The organism is Dactylosporangium darangshiense (assembly GCF_039537565.1).
In the GTDB taxonomy this organism is placed as follows: domain Bacteria; phylum Actinomycetota; class Actinomycetes; order Mycobacteriales; family Micromonosporaceae; genus Dactylosporangium; species Dactylosporangium darangshiense.
The window spans coordinates 62,954-88,293 of record NZ_BAABAT010000020.1 but is presented as its reverse complement, the minus strand read 5'-3'; the positions used below and the strand labels follow the sequence as shown (position 1 = coordinate 88,293).

The following is a 25,340-nucleotide window of genomic DNA, read 5'->3' as shown; positions in this document are numbered from 1 at the left end:
TGCGCTCCGGAGCGCACCGGCCTTTTTGCTAAAACATGATGGCTTGGGCCTTAAAGCTTGATGGCCGAGGCGGGGCCAGAGGCCGCGTAGTACCAGCCCTGGGCGGTGTCGCAGCCCAGCTCCTGCAGGCGGGCCGCCTGCTCGGCGGTCTCCACACCCTCCGCGGTCACGCTGAGCTTGAGCGTGTGCGCCAGGCCGATGACGGCCGCCACGATCTCCTGGTCGACCGGGTCCGGCCGCTCCGGCGGGCGCAGCCCGGCCACGAACGAGCCCGCGAGCTTGAGGCTGTGCACGGGCAGGTGGCGCAGGTAGGCGAAGTTGGAGTAGCCGGTGCCGAAGTCGTCGATCGCGATGCGCGGCCCGAGCTCGGCCAGGGCCTTGAGCGCCTCGATCGGGTCGCCGCCCGTGCCCATGACGGCGCTCTCGGTGAGCTCCAGCTGCAGCCCGGCCGGCGGCAGGCCGGTCTGGTCGAGGATGGCCCGCACGTCGCGGACGATGGTCCGGTCGCGCATCTGGCGCACGGCGAGGTTCACGCTCATGATCGGCGCCCGGTCGGCGACCTCGCGCCGCCACTGCGCCGCCTGCCGGCAGGCCTCGTGCAGCACCCAGCGGCCCAGCGGCACGATGAGCCCGGTCTCCTCGGCCATGCCGATGAACGCGTCGGGGCCGAGCACCCCGAAGCGCGGGTGCCGCCACCGCACGAGCGCCTCGACGCCGGTGGTGACCCCGTCGCTGAGGCGGACCAGGGGTTGGTACTCCACGAAGAACTCCCGCCGCTCCAGCGCGGCCGGCATGCTCGCCGACAGCTCGTAGCGGGTGACCTCGCGCGCGTGCCGCTCGGCGTCGAACAGCGCGAAGCGGTTGCGCCCGTCGGCCTTGGCCCAGTAGAGCGTGGTGTCGGCGGCCTTCATGAGCTCGCCGGTGCTCGTGCCGCGCAGCGGCTGCTCGACCACGCCGATGCTGGCCGAGATGCTGATCTCGTGGCCGCCGACGTGGACCGGCGCCCGCACGGTGTCGAGGGCCGTCTCGGCGACCGCGATCACGTCGTCGATGCCGCCGCAGCCCTCCACGAGCACCACGAACTCGTCGCCGCCCATCCGCGCGACCAGCTGCCGGTCGTCGCTGATGGAGCGGGCCAGGCGCCGGGCCACGGTCTGCAGCAGCTGGTCGCCGATGTCGTGGCCGAGCGTGTCGTTGATGACCTTGAAGCCGTCGACGTCGAGGTAGCAGACCCCGACGCGGGCGTCGGCGTCCTCCTCCGACTCCAGCAGGGCCGTGAGCCGCTCGAAGAACAGCGTGCGGTTGGGCAGCTGGGTCAGCGGGTCGTGCAGGGCCTGGTGGCGCAGGCGCACCTGCAGCAGGTGCCGCTCGGTGATGTCCTCGAACATGGCCACGAGCCAACGCGGGCGGCCGTCCTCGTCGCGGATGATCGAGGCGACCAGGTCGGTCCAGACCCGGTGGCCGTCCTTGTGGACGTAGGGCTTCTCGATGCGGAACTGGTCGCGCCCGCCGGTCAGCACCTCCTCGAACATCGCGCCGGCGGTCGGCGGGTCCTCGGGCAGCACGAAGTCCTCGAAGGACATCGCGCGCAGCTCGTCGGCGGTGTACCCGAGCATGTCGCACAGCGCCTGGTTGACCTCGATCACCTGGCCGTCGACCGTGCTCACGCTCATGCCGATCGCGGCGCCGGCGAAGATCGCCTGGAAGCGGGCCTCGCTGACCCGCCGCCCCTCCTCGGCCCGGGCGCGGGCCCACAGCGCCGCGGTGCGGATCTCCTCCTGCTCGTCGAGGACCCGGTCGCGCAGCGCCAGCGCGTAGCCCGACGCGAGCGCGCCCTGGACCTGCGCGACCCGCTTCACCGGAGCGTTGCCGAACTGCTCGGCGAGCACCGCCAGGGTGCGCTCGAGCGTTGTGGGCTCGGTGAAGTGGGCGGCGACCAGGGTCGAGCCGACCTCGCGCACGTCGGCGGGGTCGAAGACCTCGGAGGTCAGCGCGTGGATGATCCGGGTGGCGAGGCTGGTCAGGAAGTCCTGGACCTCCAGGCCGTTCATCGACACGTAGCTGGTGCCGGCAATGGCCAGCGACCAGGCGCGCGCCATCCGTTCGGCTGCGCGATGCGGGCGGTCCCACGATGTCGGCGTGGGGCGGAGTGCGGTCATGGTCAGCCGGGCTAGTCCTTGCGGGCGACGGCCGCGCTGCCGATCGCGTTGCCCTCGACCGGCGGCTCCTCGTCGCCGTCCGGCCGCCAGTGGTGGGTGGACACGACGCCGGGCTCGAGCAGGGTCAGGTCGCCGAAGAGCTTCGCGACCTCCTCCTTCGAGCGCAGGATCAGCGGCGTCGGCGACGTGCGGTACAGCCGGTAGGCGTCCTCCTCGGCCGGCGTGAGCGCCCGGTCGAGGCCCGCGTGCGAGAGCACCAGGTAGCTGCCGGGCACCCCGGCGGCGGCGTAGCCGGCGACGATATCGGCCGGCCCCATCTCGTCGGGCACGAAGTGCAGCACCGCCACCAGCAGGAACGCGACGGGCCGGGTGAAGTCGAGCAGCCCCTGCACCTGCGGCTGGGCCAGCACGTCGGCGGGGGAGCGCAGGTCGCCGGCGACGACCGCGGTGCCCGGCACGTCGGCGAGGATGGCCCGGCTGTGCGCCACGGCGACCGGGTCGTGGTCGACGTAGACCACCCGGGCGTCGGTGATCCCGGCGTCGGCGATCACCTCGTGGACGTTGCCGACGGTCGGGATGCCGGAGCCGAGGTCGAGGAACTGCCGGACGCCCTGGCGGGCGAGCTCGCGCACCGCGCGGCGCAGGAAGGCCCGATTGCTGCGGGCGAGCCCGGCGACGGCCGGCATCACGCGCAGCACCTGCTCGCCGAACGCGCGGTCGGCGGCGAAGTTGTGCGAGCCGCCGAGGTAGTAGTCATAGACCCGCGCCACGCTCGGCCGGTCGAGGTCGACGTCCGCGGGAGCCCAGTTGGGACGGTCCACAGATCAACACTCCTCGACCTTGTCGACTGGCAGCGCCTGCGAGCATACGTGCGGGCGGGCGGCGAGAAAACCCAGCCGCCCGCCCGTTTACCCCTTTTTGGGGTTGTTCGTTGGTTACGCGATCTTCGTGTACCGGTCGGCACTACCCGGCGCGATGGGGCCGGTGCCCAGGTGGGCGGTCAGCGCGTCGACGTCGAAGCCCGGCGCGGTGACGCGGCCCGTACCCTTCGCGAGGTTCAGGAATCCGTCGCCGCCGTTGGCCAGGAAGTCGTTCGTGGTCACCTTGTAGGTGGCCGCCGGGTCGATCGCGACGCCGTTGAGCTTGATGTCGCTGACCTTGGACCCGACCGGCGCCGAGGCGCTGTAGGTGTAGGTGAAGCCGGCCGAGACCTGCAGCATGCGCTGCACCGTCTGGCCCTGGAAGCCCACGAACTGCTGCTCGAGGACGTCCTTGATCTGCGCGCCGGTGAACGACTGCGTCACGACCAGGTTGTTGAACGGCTGGACGGTGAACGCCTCACCGTAGGTGACCTGGCCGGGCGCCTCGCCGCCGGGAGAGTTCGCGAAGGTCAGCGACGCCCGGATGCCGCCCGGGTTCATGAACGCGATCTGCGCGCCCGCGGACGCCTTCGTGTAGGCCAGCTGCGCGTCGGCGATCACGTCGCCGAGCGGGGTCTCGCCGGAGGGCGCCTGCGTGGTGGTGATGTCGGCGGTGATGCTGCCGATGACCTTGTTGGCCAGCGGGGCGACCGCGACGCGGTACTTGTCCGCGATCGTCTTGACCTTGGCGTCGACCAGGGCGGGGTTGCGCACCGGGTTGCCGGAGGCGTCCTTCTGGTACGTCCCGTCGGGGTTCTTCACGCCATTGTCGACGATCACGTTGGTAGCCGACGCGTCGACGAACTTGCGGGTCTTCTTGTCCAGCGTGACCCGGATGTCGGTGACCAGCGTGCCGGCCGAGCCCGCGCTCGTGACCAGCGAGTTGGCGCCCGAGGAGTTGGGCAGCTCGCAGGTGTAGAAGCGGTGGGTGTGTCCGGAGACGACCACGCCGTAGGCCGGGTTGAGGCCCTTGGTGATGTCGGTGATCGGGCCGGCGAAGTTGGCGCAACCCGACGGGTCCAGCGGCGCGGGCGGGCTGGTCTGCGCGCCACCCTCGTGGATCACCAGCACCATCGACTTGATGCCGAGCCAGCCCAGGATCGTCGCGTACTTGTTGGCCGTCTCGACCTCGTCGTGGAAGTCGACGTTCTTGATGCCGGCCGGGTTGACGATGCCCGGGGTGCCCTCGAGCGTCATGCCGACGTAGGCGACCGGGACGCCGTCGTAGAAGCGGATCGTGAACGGCAGCAGGATCGGCAGGCCGTTGGACTTGTTCGTCACGTTGGCGGCGAGGTACGGGAACTTCGCGCCCGAGAACCCGTCGCCGTCCTGGCAGCCGTCGGTCGGGTGACAACCGCCGAACTGCATGCGGTAGAGCTCGGTGACGCCCTCGTCGAACTCGTGGTTGCCGACCGACGCGAGGTCGACGCCCATCGCGTTGAGGACCTCGATCGCCGGCTCGTCGTGGAACGCGGCGCTGACCAGCGGCGAGGCGCCGATGTTGTCGCCGGCCACCACGGTGTCGCTGTTCTTGACGCCGTCGGACTTGGCGGCGTCGCGCAGCTTCTTCAGGTAGGTCGCGAGGTACTCCGAGCCACCCGCGGGCACCCCGTTGACCAGGCCGCCGCTGCCGGTCGGCGGGTCGATGTTGCCGTGGAAGTCGTTGAAGCCGAGCAGCTGAGCAGTGGTCGTCGCCCCCGTCTTCTGCGTGAAGGCGACCTTGGCCGGCGTGAGCGGCGTCCACCGATCGGCGGCCGGGCTGTTGCCGGTCTTGGCTAATGGCAGCAGAGCGACCACCGCGACGGCGAGCGCGGGCACCGCGAGGTGCTGCGCGATTCGCCAGCCGCGGGCGCGAGGCTGGGCCATGATCTCTCCCTATTGGATGGACACATGCGTCGATCAACATCCTTCCGAAGGCATCGATCGGGCGCGAGCATGACTTGCCGTCGGGTTGGTGTCATGCGGGTAAAGGCGAGGGTCCGCATCCGGAGTTTCCGGAACTGGCCGTACAAACGGGTATGGACCCGGAGGTAGACGCTGCGCGACGGTGCAATTCCCGTGGGTGTCCGGTAGGTTGCCCGGGATAGTTCACCGCGTGTGCGGAGGCGGTCACCATGCTGAGGCGAGTCGCGGCCGTGCTGGTCGTCGTCGCTTCGACCGCGTTGATTTTCCCCGGATGGGCGGACGCGAGCGACCCCGTCGGCTGGCGGCCGGTGTTCTCCAACTCCTTCGACGACGCCGGGGTGCTGCCGGCCGGCTGCTCGGCCTACGACGGCGCGCCCGAAGGCGCGCAGGCCGGCTACTTCCGCCCCGAGGCGGTCACCGTCTCCGACGGGCACCTGCGCCTGGCCCTGCACCAGCGCACCTACGCCGGCAAGCCGTTCATCACCGGCGAGCTGCGCTGCGTCGGCGCCGTGCAGCAGTTCGGCCGCTACGAGTTCAGGGCCCGGGTGCCCGTCGGCGCCGGGATCGAGTCGGTGGCGCTGCTGCGGCCCGTCGACGGCCAGGCCGCGCAGCACGGCTCGCAGCTGGAGATCACGGCGCGGCCCGGCGCCGAGCAGGCCCTCGTGAGCAACGGCGACGGCAGCCAGATCCACACCAAGGCGCTGGACGGCCCGTTCAGCGACTGGCACACCTACGTGATCGAGTGGGCGCCGTCGGGCTTCCGGGTGTATGTCGATGCCAAGCAGCGCTGGCTCGATCCGGCGGTGTCGACCGAGCCGCGCTGGTTCGGCTTCGCGGTTACCACCGGCGACCGGGCCGGCACGCCGACGTCCTCGACCGCCCTGCCCGCCGAGTTCCAGATCGACTACCTGCGGATCTGGTCCTTCGAGCCGGTCGCCTCGGCCCCCGCCGCGCGGCCCTCCACTGTGGACGCCGCGATGCAGGCGTCGCCGCCGTCGTCGCGGCACTGGTCGCTGTGGCCGGCCGTGGTCGCGACGGTCGCCGCGGCGCTCGCGCTCTTCGCCTTCGTGATCCGCAAGACCCGCCCGCACCGCCCGCCGTCCTCGCACCGGGCGTGAGTTTCGTTCTCAGCTGATCCGCTGCTGGCGAACGCGGCGTCCGCGACGCCGGGCACGCGGCCATGCTCGGCGGATGAAGATCCTCGTTCTCGGCGGCACCGTGTTCCTCGGTCGCGCCGTCGCCCGGCAGGCCCTCGCCGCCGGCCATGACGTCCTCTGCGCCGCCCGCGGCGAGTCCGGCGAGCCCGTCGAGGGCGCGCGCTTCGTCCGGGTCGACCGCGACGACCCCGGCGGCCTGGCGGCGTTGCAGGGCGAGTTCGACGCGGTCGTCGACGTCGCACGCCACCCGCACCACGTCCGGCACGCGGTCGCGGCGCTCGCCGGCCGGGCCGGGCACTACACGCTCGTCTCCAGCGCTTCGGTGTACGCCGACGTCGCCACGCCGCACCAGCGCTCCGCCGACGCGCCGCTGCTGCCGCCGGACTACGAGGGTGACCCGCGGGCCGACGCCGAGACCTACGGGCGGTGCAAGGTCGCCTGCGAGCGCCTCGCCGCCGAGGGCTTCGGCGCGGACCGCACGTTCCTGCTGCGCGCCGGGCTGATCGTCGGGCCCGAGGACCCGACCGGCCGGTTCGACTACTGGGTGCGCCGGGCGGCCCGCGGCGGCGAGGTGCTCGCGCCCGGGACGCCGGGCGAGGCGGTGCAGGTCATCGACGTGCGCGACCTGGCCGAGTGGATCATCGCGGCGCCCGCGAACGGGCTGGCCGGCGCGCTCGACGGCATCGGCGCGCCGATGACCCGCCAGGAGTTCCACGACGGCCTCGCCGCCGGCGCCGGGGTGACGCAGTCGCTCACCTGGGTCGACCAGGAGTTCCTGGCCGAGCGCGGTGTGGCGCCGTGGAGCGGGCCGCGGTCGCTGCCGGTGTGGCTGCCGCTGCCGGAGTACGCCGGGTTCCTCAGCCGCGACGTGAGCGCCTCGATCGCCGCCGGCCTGCGCACCCGCCCACTCGCCGAGACGGTCCGGGACACCCTTGCGGCATTTCGTGACGCAGCGCACATCGATGTAAACAACGGGCTGGGTATCGACGAAGAGGCCGAGTTGTTGCGGCAATGGCATGCGCGGTAGTTCCTTGCCGCAAAAGGGTGTCGTACCGCCGACAGCTGCCGAACTACACCCGTGTCCGACCAGCGCCCGGTGCCCCCCGCACCGGCGTTCCCAGGGAACTCACAGCGAATTCAGGCGTCTGACGGGCAGGAACACCACGTATCACTTGTTGCAACCGAAGCGAACCGGAGCAGCCTCCCGAGCGTCTAGGTAAGTGGTGCAACTCTCAGGGGTCGTCACCGAATCGCCCCTGAGGGCGGAATTCGGAACGCGCTTTGACTGTTGTGTAGGGGGCATAGCTGGGGGGCACCCGTTTTAGCAGGGTGAAACGGGGAAGGCGAAGGATGGAGCGGGGAGGGGCCCGAAGTGGAGAACGTGAAAGTGGAGATGCGATCCGACTCAGGTGCCGAGGAGCGCGACCTGGTCGGCGTGTACCTGCATGAGATCTCCCGCACGCCGCTGCTCGACGCCGCTTCTGAGGTCGAGCTGTCCAAGGCGGTCGAGGCCGGGCTCTATGCGGAGCACCTGCTGGACTCGGAGGAGATCCCGGACGGCGTGACCGCCGCGGAGCTGCACCGCCTGGTGGCCGACGGCGAGCGTGCGAAGGACCGGTTCATCCGGGCCAACCTGCGGCTGGTGGTCTCGATCGCCCGTCGTTACGTGCGGTCCGGCATGCCGATGCTCGACCTGATCCAGGAGGGCAACACCGGCCTCGTGCGGGCCGTCGAAAAGTTTGACTACGTGCGTGGATACAAGTTCTCGACATATGCGACATGGTGGATCCGCCAGGCGATCAGCCGGGCGATCGCGCAGCAGGAGCGCACGGTCCGGCTCCCGGTGCACCTCGTCGAAGACGTCAACCGGATGCGCAACGTCGCGCGTCAGCTCACCCGCGAGCTGGGCAACGAGCCGGAGCCGGAGCAGCTGGCCACAGCGCTCGGCGTCCCGGTCGAGCGGGTGCACGAGCTCATGCGCTGGTCCCAGGACACCGTCTCGCTCGACACCCCGGTGGGTGACGACGGCGACACCAACCTGGGTGACCTGGTCGCCGACTCCGACGCACCGTCGCCGGAGGACGTGGTCCTGGCCGCCCTGGAGCGTCAGCGGATCGAGGGCCTGCTCAACCACCTCGACGACCGTTCGGCCGGCATCATGCGGGCCCGTTACGGCCTCGAGGACGGGCGGGAGCACTCGCTGACCGAGGTGGCGACCCGGTTCTCGCTGTCCCGCGAGCGGATCCGCCAGCTGGAGATCCAGGCGCTCGGCCGGCTGCGCGAGCTGGCCCGCGCCGAGGGCCTGCAAGCGGCTTAGCACAACACCGACGACCTAGTACACAACAGAGTGAGAAGCCCCGGGGCGAGGGACCCGGGGCTTCTTGCTGTGTGTCTGACGGACCGGCGCTCTTAGTACGGGTCGCCGCAGACCTTCCACGCGCCGTCCTCCTTGCGCAGGGCGAACGTGTGGTCGCCGCTCCATCCGCCCTTGTGCGTCAGGCTGGCCGTGACCGACGCCGTCTCGAGGCCGTTCTCGCTGCTGTACGAGCCGCCCCAGCTCATGTCGTGCTTGGTCGGGGCGTCCTTCTGCACGAGGGCGTCGAACTCCTCGCGGTCGTAGTTGTTCTGCGTGGTGCGGCACAGCAGGGCGTAGGCGCCCTCGTTGTTGCCGGCCTCGAGCTTGGTCAGGAAGTCCTCGGCCGCGGCCTTCGGGGCCTTCACGGCGGAGTTCAGAACGAAGAACAGCCCGCCGACGCCCCCGCCGCAGCACAGCACGAAGGCGCCGATCACGCTGAAAATGACGATCTTGGCAGTTTTGCTCACGCGCGCCAGCGTATGGAGGCCGCCCGGGCCGGGCTGTAAAGCGCGCGACGCGGATCAAGGCCGATGGGCGACAACGAAGAGCCGTGGGAACGGCAGGATCGTGCCGAACGGCTCGCGCGGGTGCAGGGCGCGCAGCTCCTCGCGGACCTCGGCGGAGAACTCCTGCGCCGCCTGCGGGTCCAGGGCGTCGAGGTAGGGGCGCAGGCCGGTGCCCTTGAACCACTCGAAGACCGGGTCGTCGCCGGGGAGCACGTGGTAGTACGTCGTCTGCCAGGCGTCCACGGTGAGGCCGGCGGCGCTGAGCAGCCGCACGTACTCCTCGGCGGCCAGCACCGGCGTGGCCGAGCGGGGCCCGGTGCTGCCGAGCGCGCCCGCGAGCCGGTCCGCCCACCGGGGCCGGGCGGCCACCTCGCCGAAGCCCGGGTCGAACGCGGCGATCGGCACCTGGAAGGCGAGCGTGCCGCCGTCGTCGAGGCCGGCGGCCCAGGCCGGCAGGAGCGTCTCGTGGCCGGCGACCCACTGCAGCGAGGCGTTGGCCACGATGACGTCGACGGAGCCGCGCTGCGGGCGCCACGAGCCGGCGTCGGCGAGCTGGAAGCGCAGCTGCGGCGTCTGCAACCGCGAGGCGGCCTCGATCATCGCCGGCGAGGAGTCGATGCCCAGGATCGCCGCGTCGGGCCAGCGCTCGGCGAGCGTGGCGGTCATCGAGCCGGGGCCGCAGCCGAGGTCGACGACGGCGACCGCCCCGGCGGTCGGGATGCGGGCCACGAGCTCACGGAACGGCCGCGCCCGCTCGTCGGCGAACCGGTTGTACTGCCCTGGATCCCAAGACGCCATGCCCCCATTCTGCGGGGCATGGCGTCCGGAGAGCGCTGCGGCCTAGAACTTTGGGCGGCCGTACCCGACGATCGGGCGGCCGGCGTACGACACTTCCTCCACCCATTTTCCGGTGGTCGGCGCGTCGACCATCTTGCCGGGCTTGGTGTACATCCCGACGTGCGAGATACCCGAGTAGAAGAAGATCAGGTCGCCCGGCAGTAGCTGGGAGGCGCTGATGTGCACCACCGTCCTGTACTGGTCGGCGGCGTTGTGCGGCAGGTTCACGCCTACCTGCTTCCAGGCCGCCATCGTGAGACCCGAGCAGTCGTACTTGCTCGGACCGGCCGCGCCCCACAGATACGGCTTTCCGAGCTGGGCGTAGGCGAAGTCGACCACCTTCTGGCGTGTCGCGTCGTCGATGACAGGCGCCTTGGCGTTGGTGACGCCGGACCCGTTGACCTTCGTCGACCCGGCGGCGGTCGCCCGGTTCTTGAGGTCCTGCAGCTTCTTGATGTCGCCCTCGATCTTCTGACGCTGCGTCTCGAGCTGCGTCTTCTGGGCGGTCACGGCGGCCAGCGTCTCGTCGAGGGCCTTCTTCTCGCCGTCGTACTTGCTTCGGGCCGCCTTGTAGCCGGCGATCTCCGCGTTCTGACTGTGCGTGATCTGCTGCAGCATCGAGAGCTGGTCGACCAGGTCGCCCGACGACGAGGCGTTGAGCATGAGCGAGAGGCCGCGCATGTTGCCGGCCGTCTTGAACTGCGCGATCGCGAACTGCTCGACGTTGGCGCCGGTCGCCGCGACCCCGTCCTCGAGGGGCTTGAGCTTGGTCTGCAAGTCGGCGGCCTTGGCCTGGGTCGAGGTGAGCTCGTCATTGACGTGGTTCCACGACTCGACGGTCGCCTCGAGCTCCTGACTCGACTTGTCGAGCTGCGCCTCGATCTCCGACAGTGAGGGATCGGCGTGCGCGACCGTGGCCGGCGCCAGCACGGTGAGTGACACGAGCCCGATCAGTAGGGTTCGCACCACCGAGCGCCTGGCGCGGTGTCCAGTGGACAAGGAAAGACCCTTCTTCACTGTGGTGCCGCCTACCGGGTTAGCTGACGGGTTCGGGCGGGAAGAGGAAGGCGCCCTACCGCAGCGATGCGGATTCACCCCGATTGACACTCTGGGTCCCCGGTTCGATGCACACCGCGACGAGGGGATCGGGGCGGTGCGTCGAGCTCGATTCGGCGGCGCTCGCCCGGCGTCATCCGGGGTGGATGACGGACTGCCGAGCAGGCCAGCGCCTAACTTAACGTGATCATCCGCCCGGCGAAAGGCGCGTGTCCCGCTCGACATATAACGCGGGGAAAAGTCCGAATTACTGCCGGTTGGCCGTCAACATCACACCGTGACATCGAAGCCGGGGATGGTGTTGACGGTTACATATTTGGGGCTTGATTCTTCTGAGAGAGCGGGTTAAATACGTGTAACTTCATACACCGACGATGCAAATAGTTCGGGGGTCCGCCAGGTGCTACGGGTCCAGAACCTCGAGGTCGTCTACGACGATGTGATGCTGGTGCTGCGGGGCGTCAGCCTCGCCGTCCCGGAGGGCAAGATCGTCGCGCTGCTCGGTGCCAACGGCGCCGGGAAGACCACCCTGCTACGGGCCGTCTCCGGCCTGCTCGACGTGCACGACGGGGCCGTGACCCGCGGCTCCGTGAGCCTTGACGACCGCCCGATCCACCGCCTGCGCCCCGCCGCCGTCGTCCGGCGGGGCATCAGCCAGGTCATGGAGGGCCGGCGCACCTTCGCCGAGCTCACCGTGGAGGAGAACCTGCGGCTCGGCGCGCACACCCGCCGCCGCGGCGCCGCCGAGGCGATGGAGCGCATGTACACGCTGTTCCCGGTGCTCAAGCAGCGCCGCGGGTCGATCGCCGGCTACCTCTCCGGCGGCGAGCAGCAGATGCTGGCGATGGGCCGGGCGCTCATGTCCGATCCGCGGTACCTGCTGCTGGACGAGCCCAGCCTGGGCCTCGCGCCGCGGATGGTCGAGCAGGTCCGCGACCTGATCGCCGAGATCAACCGGGCCGGCACGGCCGTGCTGCTGGTCGAGCAGAACGCGACCATGGCGCTGTCGGTGGCCGAGCACGGGTACGTGCTGGAGAACGGCAAGGTGGTGCTGGACAAGCCATCCGCCGAGCTGCTCGCCGACGACGACATCCGGGAGTTCTACCTCGGCTCGCACGCCGCGCACTCCTTCCGCGACGTGAAGCACTACAAGCGCCGGAAGCGGTGGTTGTCGTGAGCGATGTGTTGCAGTTCCGCGACGTCCGGCTCAGCTTCGCCGGCGTCAAGGCCATCGACGGGGTGGACTTCGCCGTCGGGGCCGACGAGCTGTTCGCGATCATCGGGCCCAACGGCGCCGGCAAGACCTCCATCTTCAACGTGATCTCCGGGGTCTACCGGCCGCAGCAGGGCCGGGTGCTGCTCGGTGACGCCGACATCACCGGCGCGCGGCCCGACCGGGTGGCCCGCCTCGGCGTCGCCCGCACCTTCCAGAACGTCGAGCTCTTCCGCCAGCTCACGGTGGTGGAGAACCTCATGCTCGGCCGGCACCACCACATCCGCTACGGCACCCTCGCGGCCATCGCGTGGGCCGGTCGGGCCCGGCGCGAGGAACTGGCCAGCCGGGCCCGCGTCGAGGAGATCGTCGACTTCCTCGAGCTGGCCCAGTGGCGCCGGCTGCCCGTCGGGCTGCTGCCCTACGGCGTGCAGAAACGGGTCGAGCTCGGCCGGGCCCTGGCCATGGAGCCGAAGCTGCTGCTGCTCGACGAGCCGGTCGCCGGGATGAACCTGGAGGAGACCGAGGACATGGCCCGCTACATCCTGGACATCCGCGACGAGCTGAGCATCCCGATGATCCTCGTCGAACACGACATGGGCCTGGTCATGGACCTGGCCGACCGGGTGCTGGTGCTCGACTTCGGCGTGCCGGTCGCGTGCGGCGCTCCCAAGGACGTCCAGGCGAACCCCGACGTGATCCGCGCGTACCTGGGCGAGTCCGGACCGAAGGTGGGCGAGACGCCATGACCATCGCCACGCTCGTGCGCGACCACGCGCAGCGCACCCCGGACGCGGTCGCGATGCGCGAGAAGCACCGCGGCATCTGGCGCGAGATCACCTGGCGGCAGTACTGGGACACGGCCCGCGCCGCCGCGAAGGCGCTGCGCGGCCTCGGCATCGGCCCGGGCGACCGGGTGGCGATCCTGTCCGAGAACCGGCCCGAGTGGCTCTTCGCCGACGTCGCCACGGTGGCGCTGCGGGCCGCGACCGTCGGGCTGTACCCGACCAACCCGGCGGGCGACATCCGCTACCTGCTGGCGCACTCCGGCGCCAAGGTCCTGATCGCCGAGGACCAGGAGCAGGTCGACAAGGCCCTCGCGGTGCTGGACGACTGCCCGGACCTGCGCCGCATCGTGTATCTCGACCCGAAGGGCATCCGCCACCGGTACCGCCACGAGATCCTGACCTCCTGGGACGACCTGCTGCAGGACGGGCCGGGGCCGGAGCCGGAGCTCGCCGCCGAGGCCGACGACCTGGCCGCCCTCGTCTACACCTCCGGCACGACCGGGCGGCCCAAGGGCGCGATGCTCACGGTGTCCAACGTGGACTTCGCGATCTCGGTGCTGCTCGGCGAGGGCGGGCTCACCGACCCGCCGCCCGGCCCGCGCGACGTGCTGCTGTCGTACCTGCCGCTGTGCCACGTCGCCGAGCGCGTCTTCACCACGTGGTTCAACGCCGCCTCGGGCGTGGTTGTGCACTTCGGCGAGTCGATCGCGACGGTGCAGCAGGACCTGCGCGAGGTGCAGCCGACGATCCTCTTCGGCGTGCCGCGCATCTGGGAGAAGATGCTCGCCGGCGTCACCACGCGGGTGGCGGGCGCCTCGCGGCTCAAGCGGGCCAACGCCCGGCTGTGGCTGCGGGTCGCCGACGGCATCGGCGCCACGCTCGCCGCCAACGGCGGCCGGCACACCGCCGGCAGCCGGCTGCGCTACGCCGTGGGCTGGCTGCTGTGCTATCGCGCGCTGCGGGAGCGCGTCGGCCTGCGCCACGTGCGCTACGCGGCCAGCGGCGCCGCGCCGGTCGCGCCCGAGGTGCTGCGCTTCTTCATGGGCATCGGAGTGCCGATGCACGAGGTGTACGGCATGACCGAGAACACCGCGATCGCCACCGCCAACCGGCCCGGTCGCATCCGGCTCGGCACGGTCGGCGAGCCCCAGCCCGGCGTCGAGGTGCGCATCGCCGACGACGGTGAGATCCAGACGCGGCACGCGGGCACCTTCGCCGGGTACTTCCGGGACCCGGACGCCACCGCCGAGGCGATCACCGCCGACGGCTGGCTGCGCACCGGCGACATCGGGGCGATGGTCGAGGGCACGCACCTGCGCATCACCGACCGGGCCAAGGACATCATCATCACGGCCGGCGGCAAGAACATCGCGCCGAGCGAGATCGAGAACGCGCTCAAGGCGTCGCCCTACATCAAGGAGGCGATCGTCGTCGGCGACCGCCGCGCCTACCTCACCGCCCTGGTCGGCATCGAGCTCGAGACCGTCGGCGAGTGGGCGCAGCGGCGGGGCCTGGCCTACACGACGTACCGCGACCTGTCCGCGAAGGAGGAGGTCGTGGCGCTCGTGCGGCGCGCCGTCGACGAGGTCAACGCCGCACGCGCACCCGTCGAGCAGATCAAGACGTTTCGCATGCTGCCCAAGGAGCTCGACCACGAGACCGGCGAACTGACCGCCACCCAGAAGGTGCGCCGCGGCGCGGTCGCGGCGGCCTTCCGGGCGGAGGTCGACGAGATGTACCGGAAAGACGACATGCAACGGGGGCCCGCGTGAAGGATCTGCTCGAGAGCGTGCTGCGCGGCCTCGGCACCGGCAGCGTCTACGCACTGCTGGCCCTCGGCTTCGTCATCATCTACAAGGCGACCCGGGTCATCTCGTTCGCCCAGCCGTCGTTCATGCTGGCCGGCGCGGTCCTGGTGACCTACCTGGTCGGCCCGCTGGGCTTCTTCCTGGCGCTGATCGTCGCGGCCGCTCTCACCGGCGGCCTGGCGCTGGGCGTCGAGCGGCTCGCCGTGCGCCCGATGGTCGGGCGGCCGGTGTTCACCGTCGCCATCATTACGCTCGGCATCGACATCGCCGTGCGGGTCGTCGACAACGCCTTCATCGGCCTCGACGTGCGCCACGTCGGCGACCCGTGGGGGCTCAAGGTGCTCAAGCTGCCCGGCGGGATCGTCGTCGAGCAGCGGCACATCGCGATGGCGCTCACCACCGCCGTGCTCATCGCCGGGCTGTTCGCGTTCTTCCGGTACACCAAAACGGGCCTCGCGATGCGCGCCGCCGCCTACGACCAGGAGGCGGCGCTGGCCCAGGGCGTCAGCGTCGGCTCGGTCTTCGCGATGTCGTGGGCCCTCGCCGGCGCGCTCGCCGCCGTGGCGGGCACCTTCGCCGCGGTCGGCGGCAGCGTCAGCGAGTCGCTGTGGCTGGTCGCGCTGACCGCGCTGCCGGTCATCATCCTCGGCGGCCTCGACTCACTGCCCGGCGCCGTCATCGGCGGGCTCGTCGTCGGCGTCGTGCAGGAGGTGACCGCCACCTACCAGGGTCACTTCACGTTCCTCGGCGGCAACTTCTCGGTCGTCACGCCGTACGTGGTCATGCTGCTCGTCCTGCTCGTCCGCCCCTACGGCCTGTTCGGCACCCGGGAGGTCACGCGCGTATGAGGAACCGTCCGCTGCTGCACACGGCCTATTCGCAGGATTTCGCGCTGTTCAGCAGTACCACTCAACGATTTTTCGTCCTTTTTGGGCTTTTAGTTGCCCTTGGCATGCCGTTTCTCGCGCAGGACGACGTGCTGCAGCTGCTCGGGCTGGCCTGCGTCACCGCGATCGGCGCGATCGGGCTCAACATCGTCACCGGCCTCGCCGGGCAGGTCTCGCTCGGCCACGCGTTCTTCCTGGCCATCGGCGCCTACACCGCCGCCGCGATCGCCGGCGACCCGGACGCGCGCACGATCGGCTTCGGCGTGACCGAGGTGCTCGTCTGGCTGCCCGCGGCCGGCCTGGTCGCGGCGCTGGCCGGGATGCTCGTCGCGCCGCTGGCCACCCGGCTGCGCGGGCTCTACCTGGCCGTGGTCACGCTCGGCCTGGTCTTCATCGGCGGACACGTGATCAACGAGTGGTCCTCGCTCACCGGCGGGCCCGGCGTCGGCCGGCAGCCCCCGGCGCCGACGTTGCTGGGCTACGACCTCAACACGTCGGACGCCTTCCTCACCCGGGACCAGAAGTTGTACCTCCTGATGCTGGTCCTGCTGCTCATCGCGGCTCTCGCGGCGCGCAACCTGGCGCGCTCGCGGGTCGGCCGGGCCCTCACCGCGATCCGCGACCGCGACATCGCGGCCGGCGTCATCGGGGTGAACCTGGCCAGGTACAAGACGGTCGCCTTCGGGGTCTCGTCGTTCTTCGCCGGCTGTGCCGGTGCGCTGCTCTACGTCGGTGCCGGCTACTTCGACCCGACCTCGTTCGACCTGCTGCTGTCGGTGCAGTACATCGCCATGGTCCTCATCGGCGGCGCCGGCACCGTCAGCGGCGCCGTCCTGGGGGCCTTCCTGATCACGCTGCTGCCGCGGCTGACCCGGGAGGTTCCGTCGTTCCTGCCGTTCATCAGCACCTCCCCGTCGGAGTCCCCAAACGCCTACCAGCTCGAAACCGTCCTCTACGGCGTGTTGATCATCGTCTTCCTGATCTTCGAGCCGCGCGGGCTGTTCGGCGTGTGGATACGACTGCGCAACTACTGGAAGGCCTGGCCGTTCTCGTACTAACACCCCCAAAGGAGCCTCAATGAAGAGGTTGGGCGCCCTCACCCTGGCCGCGGTGCTCGCCGTGACCGGGCTCTCGGCCTGCCGTGGCCAAGACAACACCGACCAGCAGTCCGCCACCGGCATGAAGACCGACGTCGGCATCACCAAGGAACCCTGCCCCAAATCCGAGCACAAGGACCGGGGCTGCATCTACCTCGGCATCATCTCCGACCTGACCGTCGGGCCGTTCCACGCCCTCGCCGTGCCGATCACCGAGGCGCAGAAGGCGTTCTGGAAGCGGGTCAACACCCAGGGCGGCATCGGCGGCTATGACATCGACGCCGAGACGTACGTGCGCGACAACAAGTACAACCCGCAGACGCACAACGAGGTGTACCAGGAGATCAAGGGCAAGGTTCTCGCGCTGGCCCAGTCGCTGGGCTCGCCGACCACGGCCGCGATCCTGCCGGACATGAAGCAGAACAACATCCTGGCCGCCCCCGCGGCCTGGACCTCCGGCTACGCCTTCGAGGACAACATCCTCGAGTCCGGCGCGAACTACTGCTTCGAGTCGATGAACGCCGTCGACTATGCCAACGACACGTTCAAGCCCAAGACCGTCATGGCGGTCCACCTGGCCGGCGACTACGGCGACGACGCCGCGGCCGGCGCGAAGATCGCCGCCGAGAAGTTCGGCATGAAGTTCATCGACGTGAAGACCGACAGCGGCACCGACAAGCAGGCCGGCGCCGTCACCGCGATCGTCACGCAGAAGCCCGACCTCGTCATCATCACCACCGGCCCGGCCGACACCGCCGCGGTCGTCGGCGGCGCCGCACAGCGCGGCTTCACCGGCAAGTTCATCGGCACCAGCCCGTCGTGGAACCCGGGCCTGCTGCAGAGCCCCGCGGCGCCGGCCCTGAAGGCGCTCTACCTGCAGACGGCGCCGTGGAAGACGTTCACCACCGACTCGCCCGGCCACAAGGCCATGCGCGAGGCGCTGGGCTCGTCGATCACGCCCAACGACGGATACACCTCCGGCTGGGTCTGGTCCTATCCGCTGCTGGCCGCGCTCAAGGCGGCCGAAGCCAACAAGGACCTCACCCGGGCCGGCCTGCTCAAGGCGGCCAAGGGCCTCACCAAGGTCGACTACGAGGGCATGCTGCCCGACGGCGCCGGCAACTACGCCGGCGGCACTGACGGCCAGTTCCGCCAGTCGCTGGTCTACAACCCGGCCGGCGGCAACGGCACGACGGACGTCCCGCTCGTCAAGGACTACTTCGTCGGGCCGACCGCGAAGGACTACAAGCTCGACAAGCCCTGCTACGAGAAGCTGTAAGTCGCCAGCGGGGGCCGCGCACCTGCGCGGCCCCCGCCGCACGCCCTACTTGAGCTCACCGGCGACCTGGCGCAGGAGGTCGAGCGTCGCCTCCTGCGACAGGGCTCGCTGTGCGAGCCGTTCGAGGATGCCGCGGTACTGCCCGATGAGCTCGGGCTCCTCCCACAGCAGCTGCTGGCGGTAGAGGACGCCGTCGTCGGTGCCGAACTCCAGCAGCGTGAAGTCTCCCTCCCAGCCCGGGTGGTAGCCCGCGTTGATCGGCACGACGCGCACGTCGGCGTAGGGCCGCTGCGCGAACTCGATCGTGTGCTCCAGCTGGTCGACCAGCAGGGCGTCGTCGCCCGGGACCGGACCGCGCCGCAGCACCGACTCGTCCAGGATGACCTGCACGCGGGGCGGCTCCTCGCGGTTGAACAGCTCCTCCTGGCGCCGGGCGTGGAACTCGACGCGCCGCTCGGTGAGCGGGGACTCCGGGTCGGCGGTGGCGTGGGCGTACCGCCGCGTCTGCAGCAGCGTCGGGAACATGATCGGCGCGAACTCCCCGATGCGGGTCGCCTCCGCCTCGAACCCGACGTAGGTAATCAGCTGCTGGACCAGCATCGGACGGTACTCGTCCCACCACATCCGACGCTTCGCCGCGCGGGCGAGCTCGAGCAGCTCGTCGACGGTTCGCGGGTCGTGGACCCGGTAGTAGGCCAGCAGGCTGCGAAGGTCACTCACCGAGATGGCGACGGTGCCGTTCTCGATACGGATGAGCTTGGACAGCGACCACTCCATCTCGGCGGCCACCAGGTCCTGGGTCAGTTCCCGCTCCCGCCGCAACCGCCGCAGCTCGGCACGGAGGCGGCGCTTGCCCACGATAGGCCCGCTCATGGACCATCACCCCAATCGCGTACAAATGGCATCGCCCCGGTCGAGGGCTCCGCGTTTCTACCCGGATTGCGGCAGATGCACCTAGCGCGTTCCGATTTCCTGAAAGCCCTTCGGGCAGTTCCCATAAAGCCCTTCGGGCAGTTCCCACACGCCGCTTATCGCGGCGTGTGTGCGGCCAGGAAGATCTTGGCCATCGCGCTCGCGCGGGAGTCCTGGTCGCGCCCGTCGGTGAATGTCGCCGACGCCGCGTAGTTCGCCGCGACCTGCCGCATCGCCTCCCGGCGCGGGCACGCCGCCGACGCTGCCGCCCATCAGTCCGAACGGTAGCGCGACGGTGAAGGGCGCCGCCGCGTCCTCGCCGAAGAGCGGTGTGCTACGCCAGCCGCTTGTACTTCGCCCACGTCGCCGCCCACTCGGCGGTCGTGGCCGGGAGGTCCAGCGGCGCCTGGTACTGCGCCGCCAGCCCGTCCCCGGACGGCGTCGCGTCGCCCGCGGCCGAGCGCAGCCCGCGCCCGGTGAGCACGGCGGCGAAGTCCTTGGCCCGCATCCGCTCGCCCAGCCGGGTGGCCAGCGACCTCAGCTCGCCGTCGCGGGCCGCCGCCGGGGTGAGCAGCAGCGGGAAGTCGGCCTCGTAGATCGCGTCGGCGGGGTAGATCCCGGCCAGCGCGACCGGGTGCCGCGTCTTGGCGTACCCCCACAGATCCTGCTCGGTGACCGGGAACAGCCCGACGTCGCGCAGCGCCCGCGCGGGGTCGCTCTGCTGCCCCATGCGCTCCAGCAGCCCGGCCGGCGACGCGTCGGCATCCGCCAGGTGCGCACGCACCGAAAGGGCGCGCATCTGGGCGTTGCCCGGGTCGTTCGTGGTCCGGGCCATCGCGCTCTGCACCTCCAGCGCCGCGAGCAGCCCGGCGGTGTCGGTGAGCGGGCTGCCCATGCTGAGCTTGGGCACCTGCCCGGCGTTGAGCCCGGCGGCCAGCGCGGCCCAGGTGGGCTGCTTGCCGGGCCAGCCGAGCGACTCGGCGAAGGGCCGCGGCGCGGCGACGACGATGGGGGAGCGGGCCAGGGAGACCGGCTCGGGCGCGTACTGGAACTTCGCCAGGCTCGCCCACGCCGCGGTGGCCGGGATCCACGCCTCGCCGCCCGCGTACTGCGGCTGCGCCGTGACCGCGACCAGCTTGCAGCCGCCGGCCTGGTTGGCCCCGATGTCGGCGGCCGCCTGCTCGACCGCGGGCGCGATCTCGGGCGCCGCCGTAGTCCGCAGCACCTCCCGCCCGCCACACGTGGCCCCCGCCGCCCCGCTCGCGGGCTGCTCGCCACCGCGCGCGGCCAGGCTCAGCCCGACCAGCACGCCCGCGGCAACGGCCAGCGCGACGATGATCACCCCGACCGCGATCCACCACGCGGTCGCCGAGGAGCGCCCGTTCGCTTCATCCGCCTGTGGTACCGCGGGAGGCTCGGCCGGCGGCGGCACAGCCCAATCCCGGCGGCCCGGCTCGGGCGGCCACTCCTGCGGGTACAGCGGCGGCAGCCACGTCTCCCGCTCGTCCGCGACCGTACGCGCCGGCGGAGCCGGGGGCAGGTTCTCCACCGGCACGTACGGGTTTTCCTCTTCGTACTCCTCCCGATAGTCGGAGTACTCGTCGTCGTCGCCCGGTGCCCAGGGGGAGGGGCGCACGGACGGCTCCGACGATCGCGCATGGTCCGTGGCGGCCGTCGCAGGATGCCCGACCGGATCCCCCGGCCGTGCCGTTGGCGGGCCACCCGTTGCCGCAGGGGCCCACGGGGATGGGGCGGCGGTGGGCGGGGTGGGCGGCGGCCAGCCGGCCGGCTCTGATCGGGGTCGCGGCACCTCACGCGGGGGCGGGACGTAGATCCCGTCTTCCGTGTGGTCGTCGTGGCGACGCCGATGATGCCGGCCTTCCGTCATGGCATCCCTTTCTCTCTTCTCCCTGGTCGCCCCGGGTGCGCGAGTGCGAGGAAGCGCAACGCGGTCAACCTAACACCGGAGAGCATCGATGGGTGACCACCCGGCTACGTAGTGATCATGCGGCGCCTTGCAGCATCTGACGACTGCGGCAAATCGCGCATACCAACCCCTCAGGTGCGGCCCGCACCTGACGACCCCGTGGTCCGCTGGCACCGCCCGACGCGCGGCTTCGTCTCCATGGCGGTCTTCATCCCCGTGGCCGTGCGCGCGGGCATAGTCGCCCCGATCGGCGCCCTGGATCGTGCCGGCGCGCTTTTCGCGGAAACCGGCGTCTCTTTCCCCGTATTGCTTCCGCGGAGACGGACGTGGCAGACCGGGGGGCTGGCAAAGCCACGCCCGCCTCCGCGTTTTTGGGGGGCGAGTAAAGCGTTAGTAGGCCGTCAGAACCTCAACCACTGCCCAAAGAGCAGCCCCGTCTTGAGGTTCGACGCCCCGTATCAAGCGGTCACAACCCAAGCCACTGCCCAACAGCACGCCCAGAGCAGCGGCCGTCCCCCGGCCCCCGCCCGGCCCCGCCCCCCGAAACGAAGCTCCTAAGCAACACCCCACATGGACGAGAACGCCGCAGCCTCCCCAGCCAGCCACCGCTCCACCTCGTCGCCCTTCACAGCCGGATCCGGCCGCAGCACCTCACCACGCCGCAGATCCACCAGCACCGCCGACGCATTGGGCAGCACCAGATCCATATGCCGCCCCATCAGGTGCAACGTGGCCACCGCAGCCTCATCCAGCGGCGGGTCCTCATCGAAGTGCAGCCGCACGGCCTCTCCCCGACCGTCCGGATACCGCAACCCGAAGTGCGGGTTGATCTTCACGGGCAACGTCCCGATCATGCACAGCGCGTCCCTCGTCGGCGTCACCTCGACGGGCGTCGACAGCGACTCGAGGTAGCGCAGCGCGCCCGGCACGACCGACTCGTAGAGCGGCTTCCACCGCGCGTTGACCTGGTCCACGACGGCGTTGAGGTAGGTGCCGCCGGTGCGGAACTGGATGTCCGCCTTCAGTGCCTTCACCAGCTGGCCGTGTGGGTTGAACCCGTGCCCGGACTCGCGCTGCCGGCGCAGCCCGCCGACGAAGCTCGCCTTGCGCGGTCCGGTGCGGCCGACATACCGGGTGAAGCTCAGCAGGGTCGCGTAGGGGACGGTTCCGGTGGTGGTTGTGGGCGCGGTCACTGGCGCTCTCCTCCCAGGTCAAGAGCGTCTTTCGTACACACATTCTAATGGATGGACGCAAGGATGCCCACCCGGATCGTGCCGTGTGTGAGGGAGAAGTCGACGCCGCGTAACTAGCCGATGAGGTCGCCGACCGGGCCGAGCATCAGGCGCACGCCGAAGGCCAGGCAGGCAAGGACGACGATGACGAAGAACCCGACGTACACCATCGCGGGCACCCTGGTCAGGCGCGCGATCTGGTCGGCGTCGGAGTTGGGCGCCTGCCGCCGGAAGCGCGACTGCTGCAGCTCGAACACCGCCCGCACGCCTCCGAGCAGCATGAACCAGGCGAACGCGTACGCGAAGGCGCCCTGGATCTGCGAGTCGGCGAACCAGGAGACGGCGAAGATGATCGCGCCAGCGGCCACGACGGAGATCACGCCGTAGAAGTTGCGGATCATGATGAGCATCAGCACGAGCAGCAGCAGGAGCAGCCACAGCAGGATCGTGATCCGGCCCGCGCCGAGGATCGCCGCGGCGGCCAGGCCCAGCAGCGACGGCGTGATGTACCCGGACAGGCCCGTGACCACCATGCCCGGCCCGTTCGGGCGACCCTTGCTCAGGGTCAGCCCGGAGGTGTCGGAGTGCAGGCGGATGCCCGACAGGCGGCGGCCGCTCAGCACGGCGGCGAGCGCGTGCCCGCCCTCGTGCGCGATCGTCACGAAGTTGCGCATGATCTTCCACACCGGCCGCAGCAGCACCGCGAGCAGCGCGGCGACCGCGGTCACGATGACGACCGTGCGGTCGGGGGACGGTTGGCGGCCGAAGGCGTCCTGCAACACGTCAAACACGAATGCAGAGCCTGCCACCTTGCGTGTTGAATGAACAGCGTGGAGATCAGGCGCTTTGCGGACAATGACTGGCCGGGCGTGTGGGACGTGTGGCACGAGGTCGTCGCGGCGGGCGAGAGCTATGACAACGCGCCCGACTCGACCGAGGCCGACGCGCGCGAGCACTGGCTGCTGGCGCCGCCGTGGGAGCAGTGGGTCGCGGTCGAGGACGGCGACGTGCTCGGGATGTACAAGGTGGGGCCCAACCGCGACACCCTGGGCGCGCACGTGGCCAACGCGAGCTTCATGGTCTCGTCGCGGGCCCGCGGCCGCGGCCTGGGCCGAGTCCTCGGCGAGCACTGCCTGGACCGGGCGCGGGAGCTGGGCTACCGCGCGATGCAGTTCAACGCCGTCGTGTCCACCAACACGGTGGCTGTGCGGCTGTGGCGCTCACTGGGCTTCATCATCGTCGGCACGATCCCCGACGGCTTCAACAGCACGAAACACGGGTTGGTCGATTTCCACATCATGCATCGGTACCTCTGAACGGCCCGTGAGCTCGCCATCACCCTGCGCGCCGTGGCTCGCCGGCGTGCGCTCCGGCCCGAACGCCACCCTCCTGCCGGCCGCACCGCCGTCGGACGTCGGCCGCACTGCCGTCGGGCGTCGGCCGCACCGCCGGTCGGGTGGCGGCCGCACTGCCATCGGGCGCCGGCCGCATGGCGCTCCAGCACGGCGCCGCCGGCCGCAGCCCTGGCGGCCTGCGCTTCGACGACATGCGCCCGGGCCCGTCGACGCAGTCCGGCGTGCGCGCCGCGGCCTCCCCGGCGGCGAGGTCCGCGGCCTGGAGTTCGACTGGTAGTCCAGCAGGCAGGAATTGGGGCCGGAAATTGTCGTACCTGTGTGGTGAGGTGTGGGCATGACGGGTGTTGCCCCTCCGGGCTTTGAGGAGTTGCTGGAAGATCACTGTGCAAGCATCGGCGCGCTGACCCGCCACCTGCGGGAGGTCATCCTGAGCGCCCGCCCGGAGCTGACCGAGCGCGTCTATCGCGGCTGGCACGGGCTGGGCTTCCACCATCCGTCCCGTGGGTATGTCGCCGCGGTCTTCCCCGGCACCGACTGCGTGTCGGTCGGCTTCGAGCACGGCGCCGACCTCCCCGACCCGCACGGCCTTCTCGAGGGCACCGGGAAACGGCTGCGCTACCTACGCTTCAAGCCGGACGACAGCGCCCCGACGCACGAGCACCTGATCGAATACCTGGACCTGGCAGTGGCCTGACCGTTCCCGGACCCTGCGTTCGGCTTTGCACACGTTCGTGGGCCGTTCGGGTTCGTGTCGCACTTGACGCTTTGGCCCGCACCGCGCTCGTGGGCCGTTTTGGGCTCGTGCCGCGCCTGGCCGCTTCCTGGCCCGCACCGCGCTCGTGGGTCGTTTTGGGCTCGTGCCGCGTTCGTGGGCCGTTTGGGCTCGTGCCGCGCCTGGCCGTTTGACCCGCACCGCGTTCGTGGGCCGTCTTGAGCGGTCTTAGGCTCATGACGCGGCGCTCGAGGTGGCGCACGCCGCCGGAGTGCCGCCAGGCCGCTTTCCGGCCGCCATGTCGCGCCGCTGCTTGAGGCCCTTCGCGCCGATGCACCGTCCGCACCCGTTCGCCCGCCTTACGTTGCGGCCTCCGTCAGGGGGTGGTTTGCGCGGCGACCGGGAGTCCGTCCGAGCGCAGCGCGCGTCCGTCCGATGTCACGACCGCGCACTCGTGGCCCGGCAGCGTGGCGAGCCAGTCGATGCCGGCGTGGCCCATGGCGAGGGCCGCGGTTGCGTACGCGTCGGCGGTGCCCAGGTCGGGGCCGACCACGGTGACCGAGCGCAGGTCCGTCGCGGGCACGCCGCGGAAGGGATCGAGGACGTGCAGCCCTCGCTCGTACGTGCCGGACGTCGCCACCGCCGTGTCGGAGACCTCCAGCACCCACGCGACGGACATGGCCTCCCACGGATGCCGGATGCCGACCCGCCACCGGTCCCGCCCGCGCGGTGCCCCGCGCACGAAGACGTCGCCGCCGGCGTTGAGGCAGTGGTTCGCCGAGCCTTGCTCGAGCAGCCGGTCGCAGGCGCGCTGGACGGCCCAGCCTTTGACGTACCCGGACGGGTCGAGCACCCCGCCCACGTTGATGTCGAAGTAGCCGTTCGTCTCCGTCCACAGCTCGGCGCAGCGGTCGAGGACCTCGCCCACCACCGGCGAGCAGTCCTCCCGCCGGAACTCACCCCGGCCGAGCCGGCTGATCTCGCTCTCCGGCTTGTAGGTGCTGAACGTCCCGTCCACCACCCGCAGCCAGTCGAACACCCCATCGGCGAGCCGCTCGAGCTCGTCGACGGGCAGATCGTCGTCGAGGTCGAGGCTGATCGCCATCCCCATCACATGCTCGACCCGTACGAGGCTGTGCACCCCTCACCACCCCTCGCCCCGAGCGCCGCCCCGGCCCTCGATCCCGCCACCGACATCCCCGTCCCCACGACGGCGAACAGTGTTGAAGACGCT

General features: G+C 70.7%; 22 protein-coding genes and 1 riboswitch. Of the genes, 11 read left to right on the top strand and 11 right to left on the bottom strand.

Features of this window, described 5'->3' with window-relative positions:
* Positions 1 to 50: 50 nt before the first annotated feature.
* From ABD901_RS31435 to ABD901_RS31425, 3 genes are all read right to left on the bottom strand, one after another.
* Positions 51 to 2,159, bottom strand: a complete 2,109-nt coding sequence (locus ABD901_RS31435) for a putative bifunctional diguanylate cyclase/phosphodiesterase (protein WP_345132153.1) — start codon at positions 2,157 to 2,159, stop codon at positions 51 to 53.
* Between the two features lie 11 nt (positions 2,160 to 2,170).
* Entirely contained in the window at positions 2,171 to 2,980 is an 810-nt protein-coding gene (locus tag ABD901_RS31430; protein ID WP_345132151.1) for an SAM-dependent methyltransferase, read from the bottom strand.
* 114 nt (positions 2,981 to 3,094) lie between these two features.
* A complete protein-coding gene (locus ABD901_RS31425) occupies positions 3,095 to 4,945 on the bottom strand; it encodes a bifunctional metallophosphatase/5'-nucleotidase (protein WP_345132149.1) in 1,851 nt (616 codons plus the stop codon).
* A gap of 248 nt (positions 4,946 to 5,193) precedes the next feature.
* On the opposite strand from ABD901_RS31425, the gene ABD901_RS31420 reads away from it, so the two are divergent.
* The 3 genes from ABD901_RS31420 (at position 5,194) to ABD901_RS31410 (ending at position 8,458) form a co-directional block, all read left to right on the top strand.
* Entirely contained in the window at positions 5,194 to 6,102 is a 909-nt protein-coding gene (locus ABD901_RS31420) for a glycoside hydrolase family 16 protein (protein ID WP_345132148.1), read from the top strand.
* 73 nt (positions 6,103 to 6,175) lie between these two features.
* A complete protein-coding gene (locus tag ABD901_RS31415) occupies positions 6,176 to 7,168 on the top strand; it encodes an NAD-dependent epimerase/dehydratase family protein (RefSeq protein WP_345132146.1) in 993 nt (330 codons plus the stop codon).
* Positions 7,169 to 7,534: 366 nt separating this feature from the next.
* On the top strand, positions 7,535 to 8,458 hold the full coding sequence (locus ABD901_RS31410) for a sigma-70 family RNA polymerase sigma factor (protein WP_345132144.1): 924 nt from the start codon (positions 7,535 to 7,537) through the stop codon (positions 8,456 to 8,458).
* A 92-nt stretch (positions 8,459 to 8,550) separates the two neighbouring features.
* On the opposite strand, the gene ABD901_RS31405 is transcribed toward ABD901_RS31410, so the two are convergent.
* The 3 genes from ABD901_RS31405 to ABD901_RS31395 are packed head-to-tail and all read right to left on the bottom strand — an operon-like array spanning position 8,551 to position 10,806.
* Positions 8,551 to 8,964: an Rv0361 family membrane protein gene (locus ABD901_RS31405; protein ID WP_345132143.1), complete on the bottom strand. Its 414-nt coding sequence runs from the start codon at positions 8,962 to 8,964 to the stop codon at positions 8,551 to 8,553.
* Positions 8,965 to 9,018: 54 nt separating this feature from the next.
* Complete coding sequence (locus ABD901_RS31400; RefSeq protein ID WP_345132141.1) at positions 9,019 to 9,801, bottom strand: methyltransferase domain-containing protein; 783 nt, start codon at positions 9,799 to 9,801, stop codon at positions 9,019 to 9,021.
* 42 nt (positions 9,802 to 9,843) lie between these two features.
* Entirely contained in the window at positions 9,844 to 10,806 is a 963-nt protein-coding gene (locus ABD901_RS31395; RefSeq protein WP_345132139.1) for a C40 family peptidase, read from the bottom strand.
* Positions 10,807 to 10,849: 43 nt separating this feature from the next.
* Positions 10,850 to 10,994, bottom strand: a riboswitch (cyclic di-AMP (ydaO/yuaA leader).
* A gap of 344 nt (positions 10,995 to 11,338) precedes the next feature.
* Between ABD901_RS31395 and ABD901_RS31390 the strand changes: the two genes are divergently transcribed.
* The 6 genes from ABD901_RS31390 to ABD901_RS31365 all read left to right on the top strand — a co-directional run bounded on the left by ABD901_RS31390 (position 11,339) and on the right by ABD901_RS31365 (position 17,968).
* Entirely contained in the window at positions 11,339 to 12,073 is a 735-nt protein-coding gene (locus ABD901_RS31390; protein ID WP_345132354.1) for an ABC transporter ATP-binding protein, read from the top strand.
* Positions 12,070 to 12,858, top strand: coding sequence for an ABC transporter ATP-binding protein (locus tag ABD901_RS31385; RefSeq protein ID WP_345132137.1), 789 nt, complete (start codon positions 12,070 to 12,072; stop codon positions 12,856 to 12,858). Before ABD901_RS31390 ends, ABD901_RS31385 begins: the two co-directional genes overlap by 4 nt.
* Complete coding sequence (locus tag ABD901_RS31380; protein ID WP_345132135.1) at positions 12,855 to 14,669, top strand: AMP-dependent synthetase/ligase; 1,815 nt, start codon at positions 12,855 to 12,857, stop codon at positions 14,667 to 14,669. Before ABD901_RS31385 ends, ABD901_RS31380 begins: the two co-directional genes overlap by 4 nt.
* Positions 14,666 to 15,553, top strand: coding sequence for a branched-chain amino acid ABC transporter permease (locus ABD901_RS31375; RefSeq protein ID WP_345132133.1), 888 nt, complete (start codon positions 14,666 to 14,668; stop codon positions 15,551 to 15,553). The genes ABD901_RS31380 and ABD901_RS31375 overlap by 4 nt, the downstream gene beginning before the upstream one ends.
* Before the next feature lie 104 nt (positions 15,554 to 15,657).
* The gene (locus ABD901_RS31370) at positions 15,658 to 16,650 is read left to right on the top strand and encodes a branched-chain amino acid ABC transporter permease (RefSeq protein WP_345132131.1); all 993 of its coding nucleotides are present in this window, start codon (positions 15,658 to 15,660) and stop codon (positions 16,648 to 16,650) included.
* Between the two features lie 19 nt (positions 16,651 to 16,669).
* Positions 16,670 to 17,968 (top strand): ABC transporter substrate-binding protein, encoded by a 1,299-nt coding sequence (locus ABD901_RS31365; protein ID WP_345132127.1) that lies wholly within the window; start codon positions 16,670 to 16,672, stop codon positions 17,966 to 17,968.
* A gap of 45 nt (positions 17,969 to 18,013) precedes the next feature.
* Here ABD901_RS31365 and ABD901_RS31360 read toward each other — a convergent pair whose 3' ends face one another.
* From ABD901_RS31360 to ABD901_RS31345, 4 genes are all read right to left on the bottom strand, one after another.
* The gene (locus ABD901_RS31360) at positions 18,014 to 18,841 is read right to left on the bottom strand and encodes a DUF5753 domain-containing protein (RefSeq protein ID WP_345132125.1); all 828 of its coding nucleotides are present in this window, start codon (positions 18,839 to 18,841) and stop codon (positions 18,014 to 18,016) included.
* Between the two features lie 373 nt (positions 18,842 to 19,214).
* On the bottom strand, positions 19,215 to 20,516 hold the full coding sequence (locus ABD901_RS31355; RefSeq protein WP_345132123.1) for a hypothetical protein: 1,302 nt from the start codon (positions 20,514 to 20,516) through the stop codon (positions 19,215 to 19,217).
* An 845-nt stretch (positions 20,517 to 21,361) separates the two neighbouring features.
* Positions 21,362 to 22,000 (bottom strand): hypothetical protein, encoded by a 639-nt coding sequence (locus tag ABD901_RS31350; protein WP_345132121.1) that lies wholly within the window; start codon positions 21,998 to 22,000, stop codon positions 21,362 to 21,364.
* 113 nt (positions 22,001 to 22,113) lie between these two features.
* Positions 22,114 to 22,830: a M50 family metallopeptidase gene (locus tag ABD901_RS31345; RefSeq protein ID WP_345132119.1), complete on the bottom strand. Its 717-nt coding sequence runs from the start codon at positions 22,828 to 22,830 to the stop codon at positions 22,114 to 22,116.
* 30 nt (positions 22,831 to 22,860) lie between these two features.
* Between ABD901_RS31345 and ABD901_RS31340 the strand changes: the two genes are divergently transcribed.
* Together ABD901_RS31340 and ABD901_RS31335 are read left to right on the top strand one after the other, a co-directional pair.
* Positions 22,861 to 23,355: a GNAT family N-acetyltransferase gene (locus ABD901_RS31340; RefSeq protein ID WP_345132117.1), complete on the top strand. Its 495-nt coding sequence runs from the start codon at positions 22,861 to 22,863 to the stop codon at positions 23,353 to 23,355.
* Positions 23,356 to 23,728: 373 nt separating this feature from the next.
* On the top strand, positions 23,729 to 24,088 hold the full coding sequence (locus ABD901_RS31335; RefSeq protein ID WP_345132116.1) for a DUF1801 domain-containing protein: 360 nt from the start codon (positions 23,729 to 23,731) through the stop codon (positions 24,086 to 24,088).
* Between the two features lie 394 nt (positions 24,089 to 24,482).
* Here the strand turns inward: ABD901_RS31335 and ABD901_RS31330 are convergent, their stop codons facing one another.
* Positions 24,483 to 25,247, bottom strand: a complete 765-nt coding sequence (locus ABD901_RS31330; RefSeq protein ID WP_345132113.1) for an FAD:protein FMN transferase — start codon at positions 25,245 to 25,247, stop codon at positions 24,483 to 24,485.
* Positions 25,248 to 25,340: the final 93 nt, after the last annotated feature.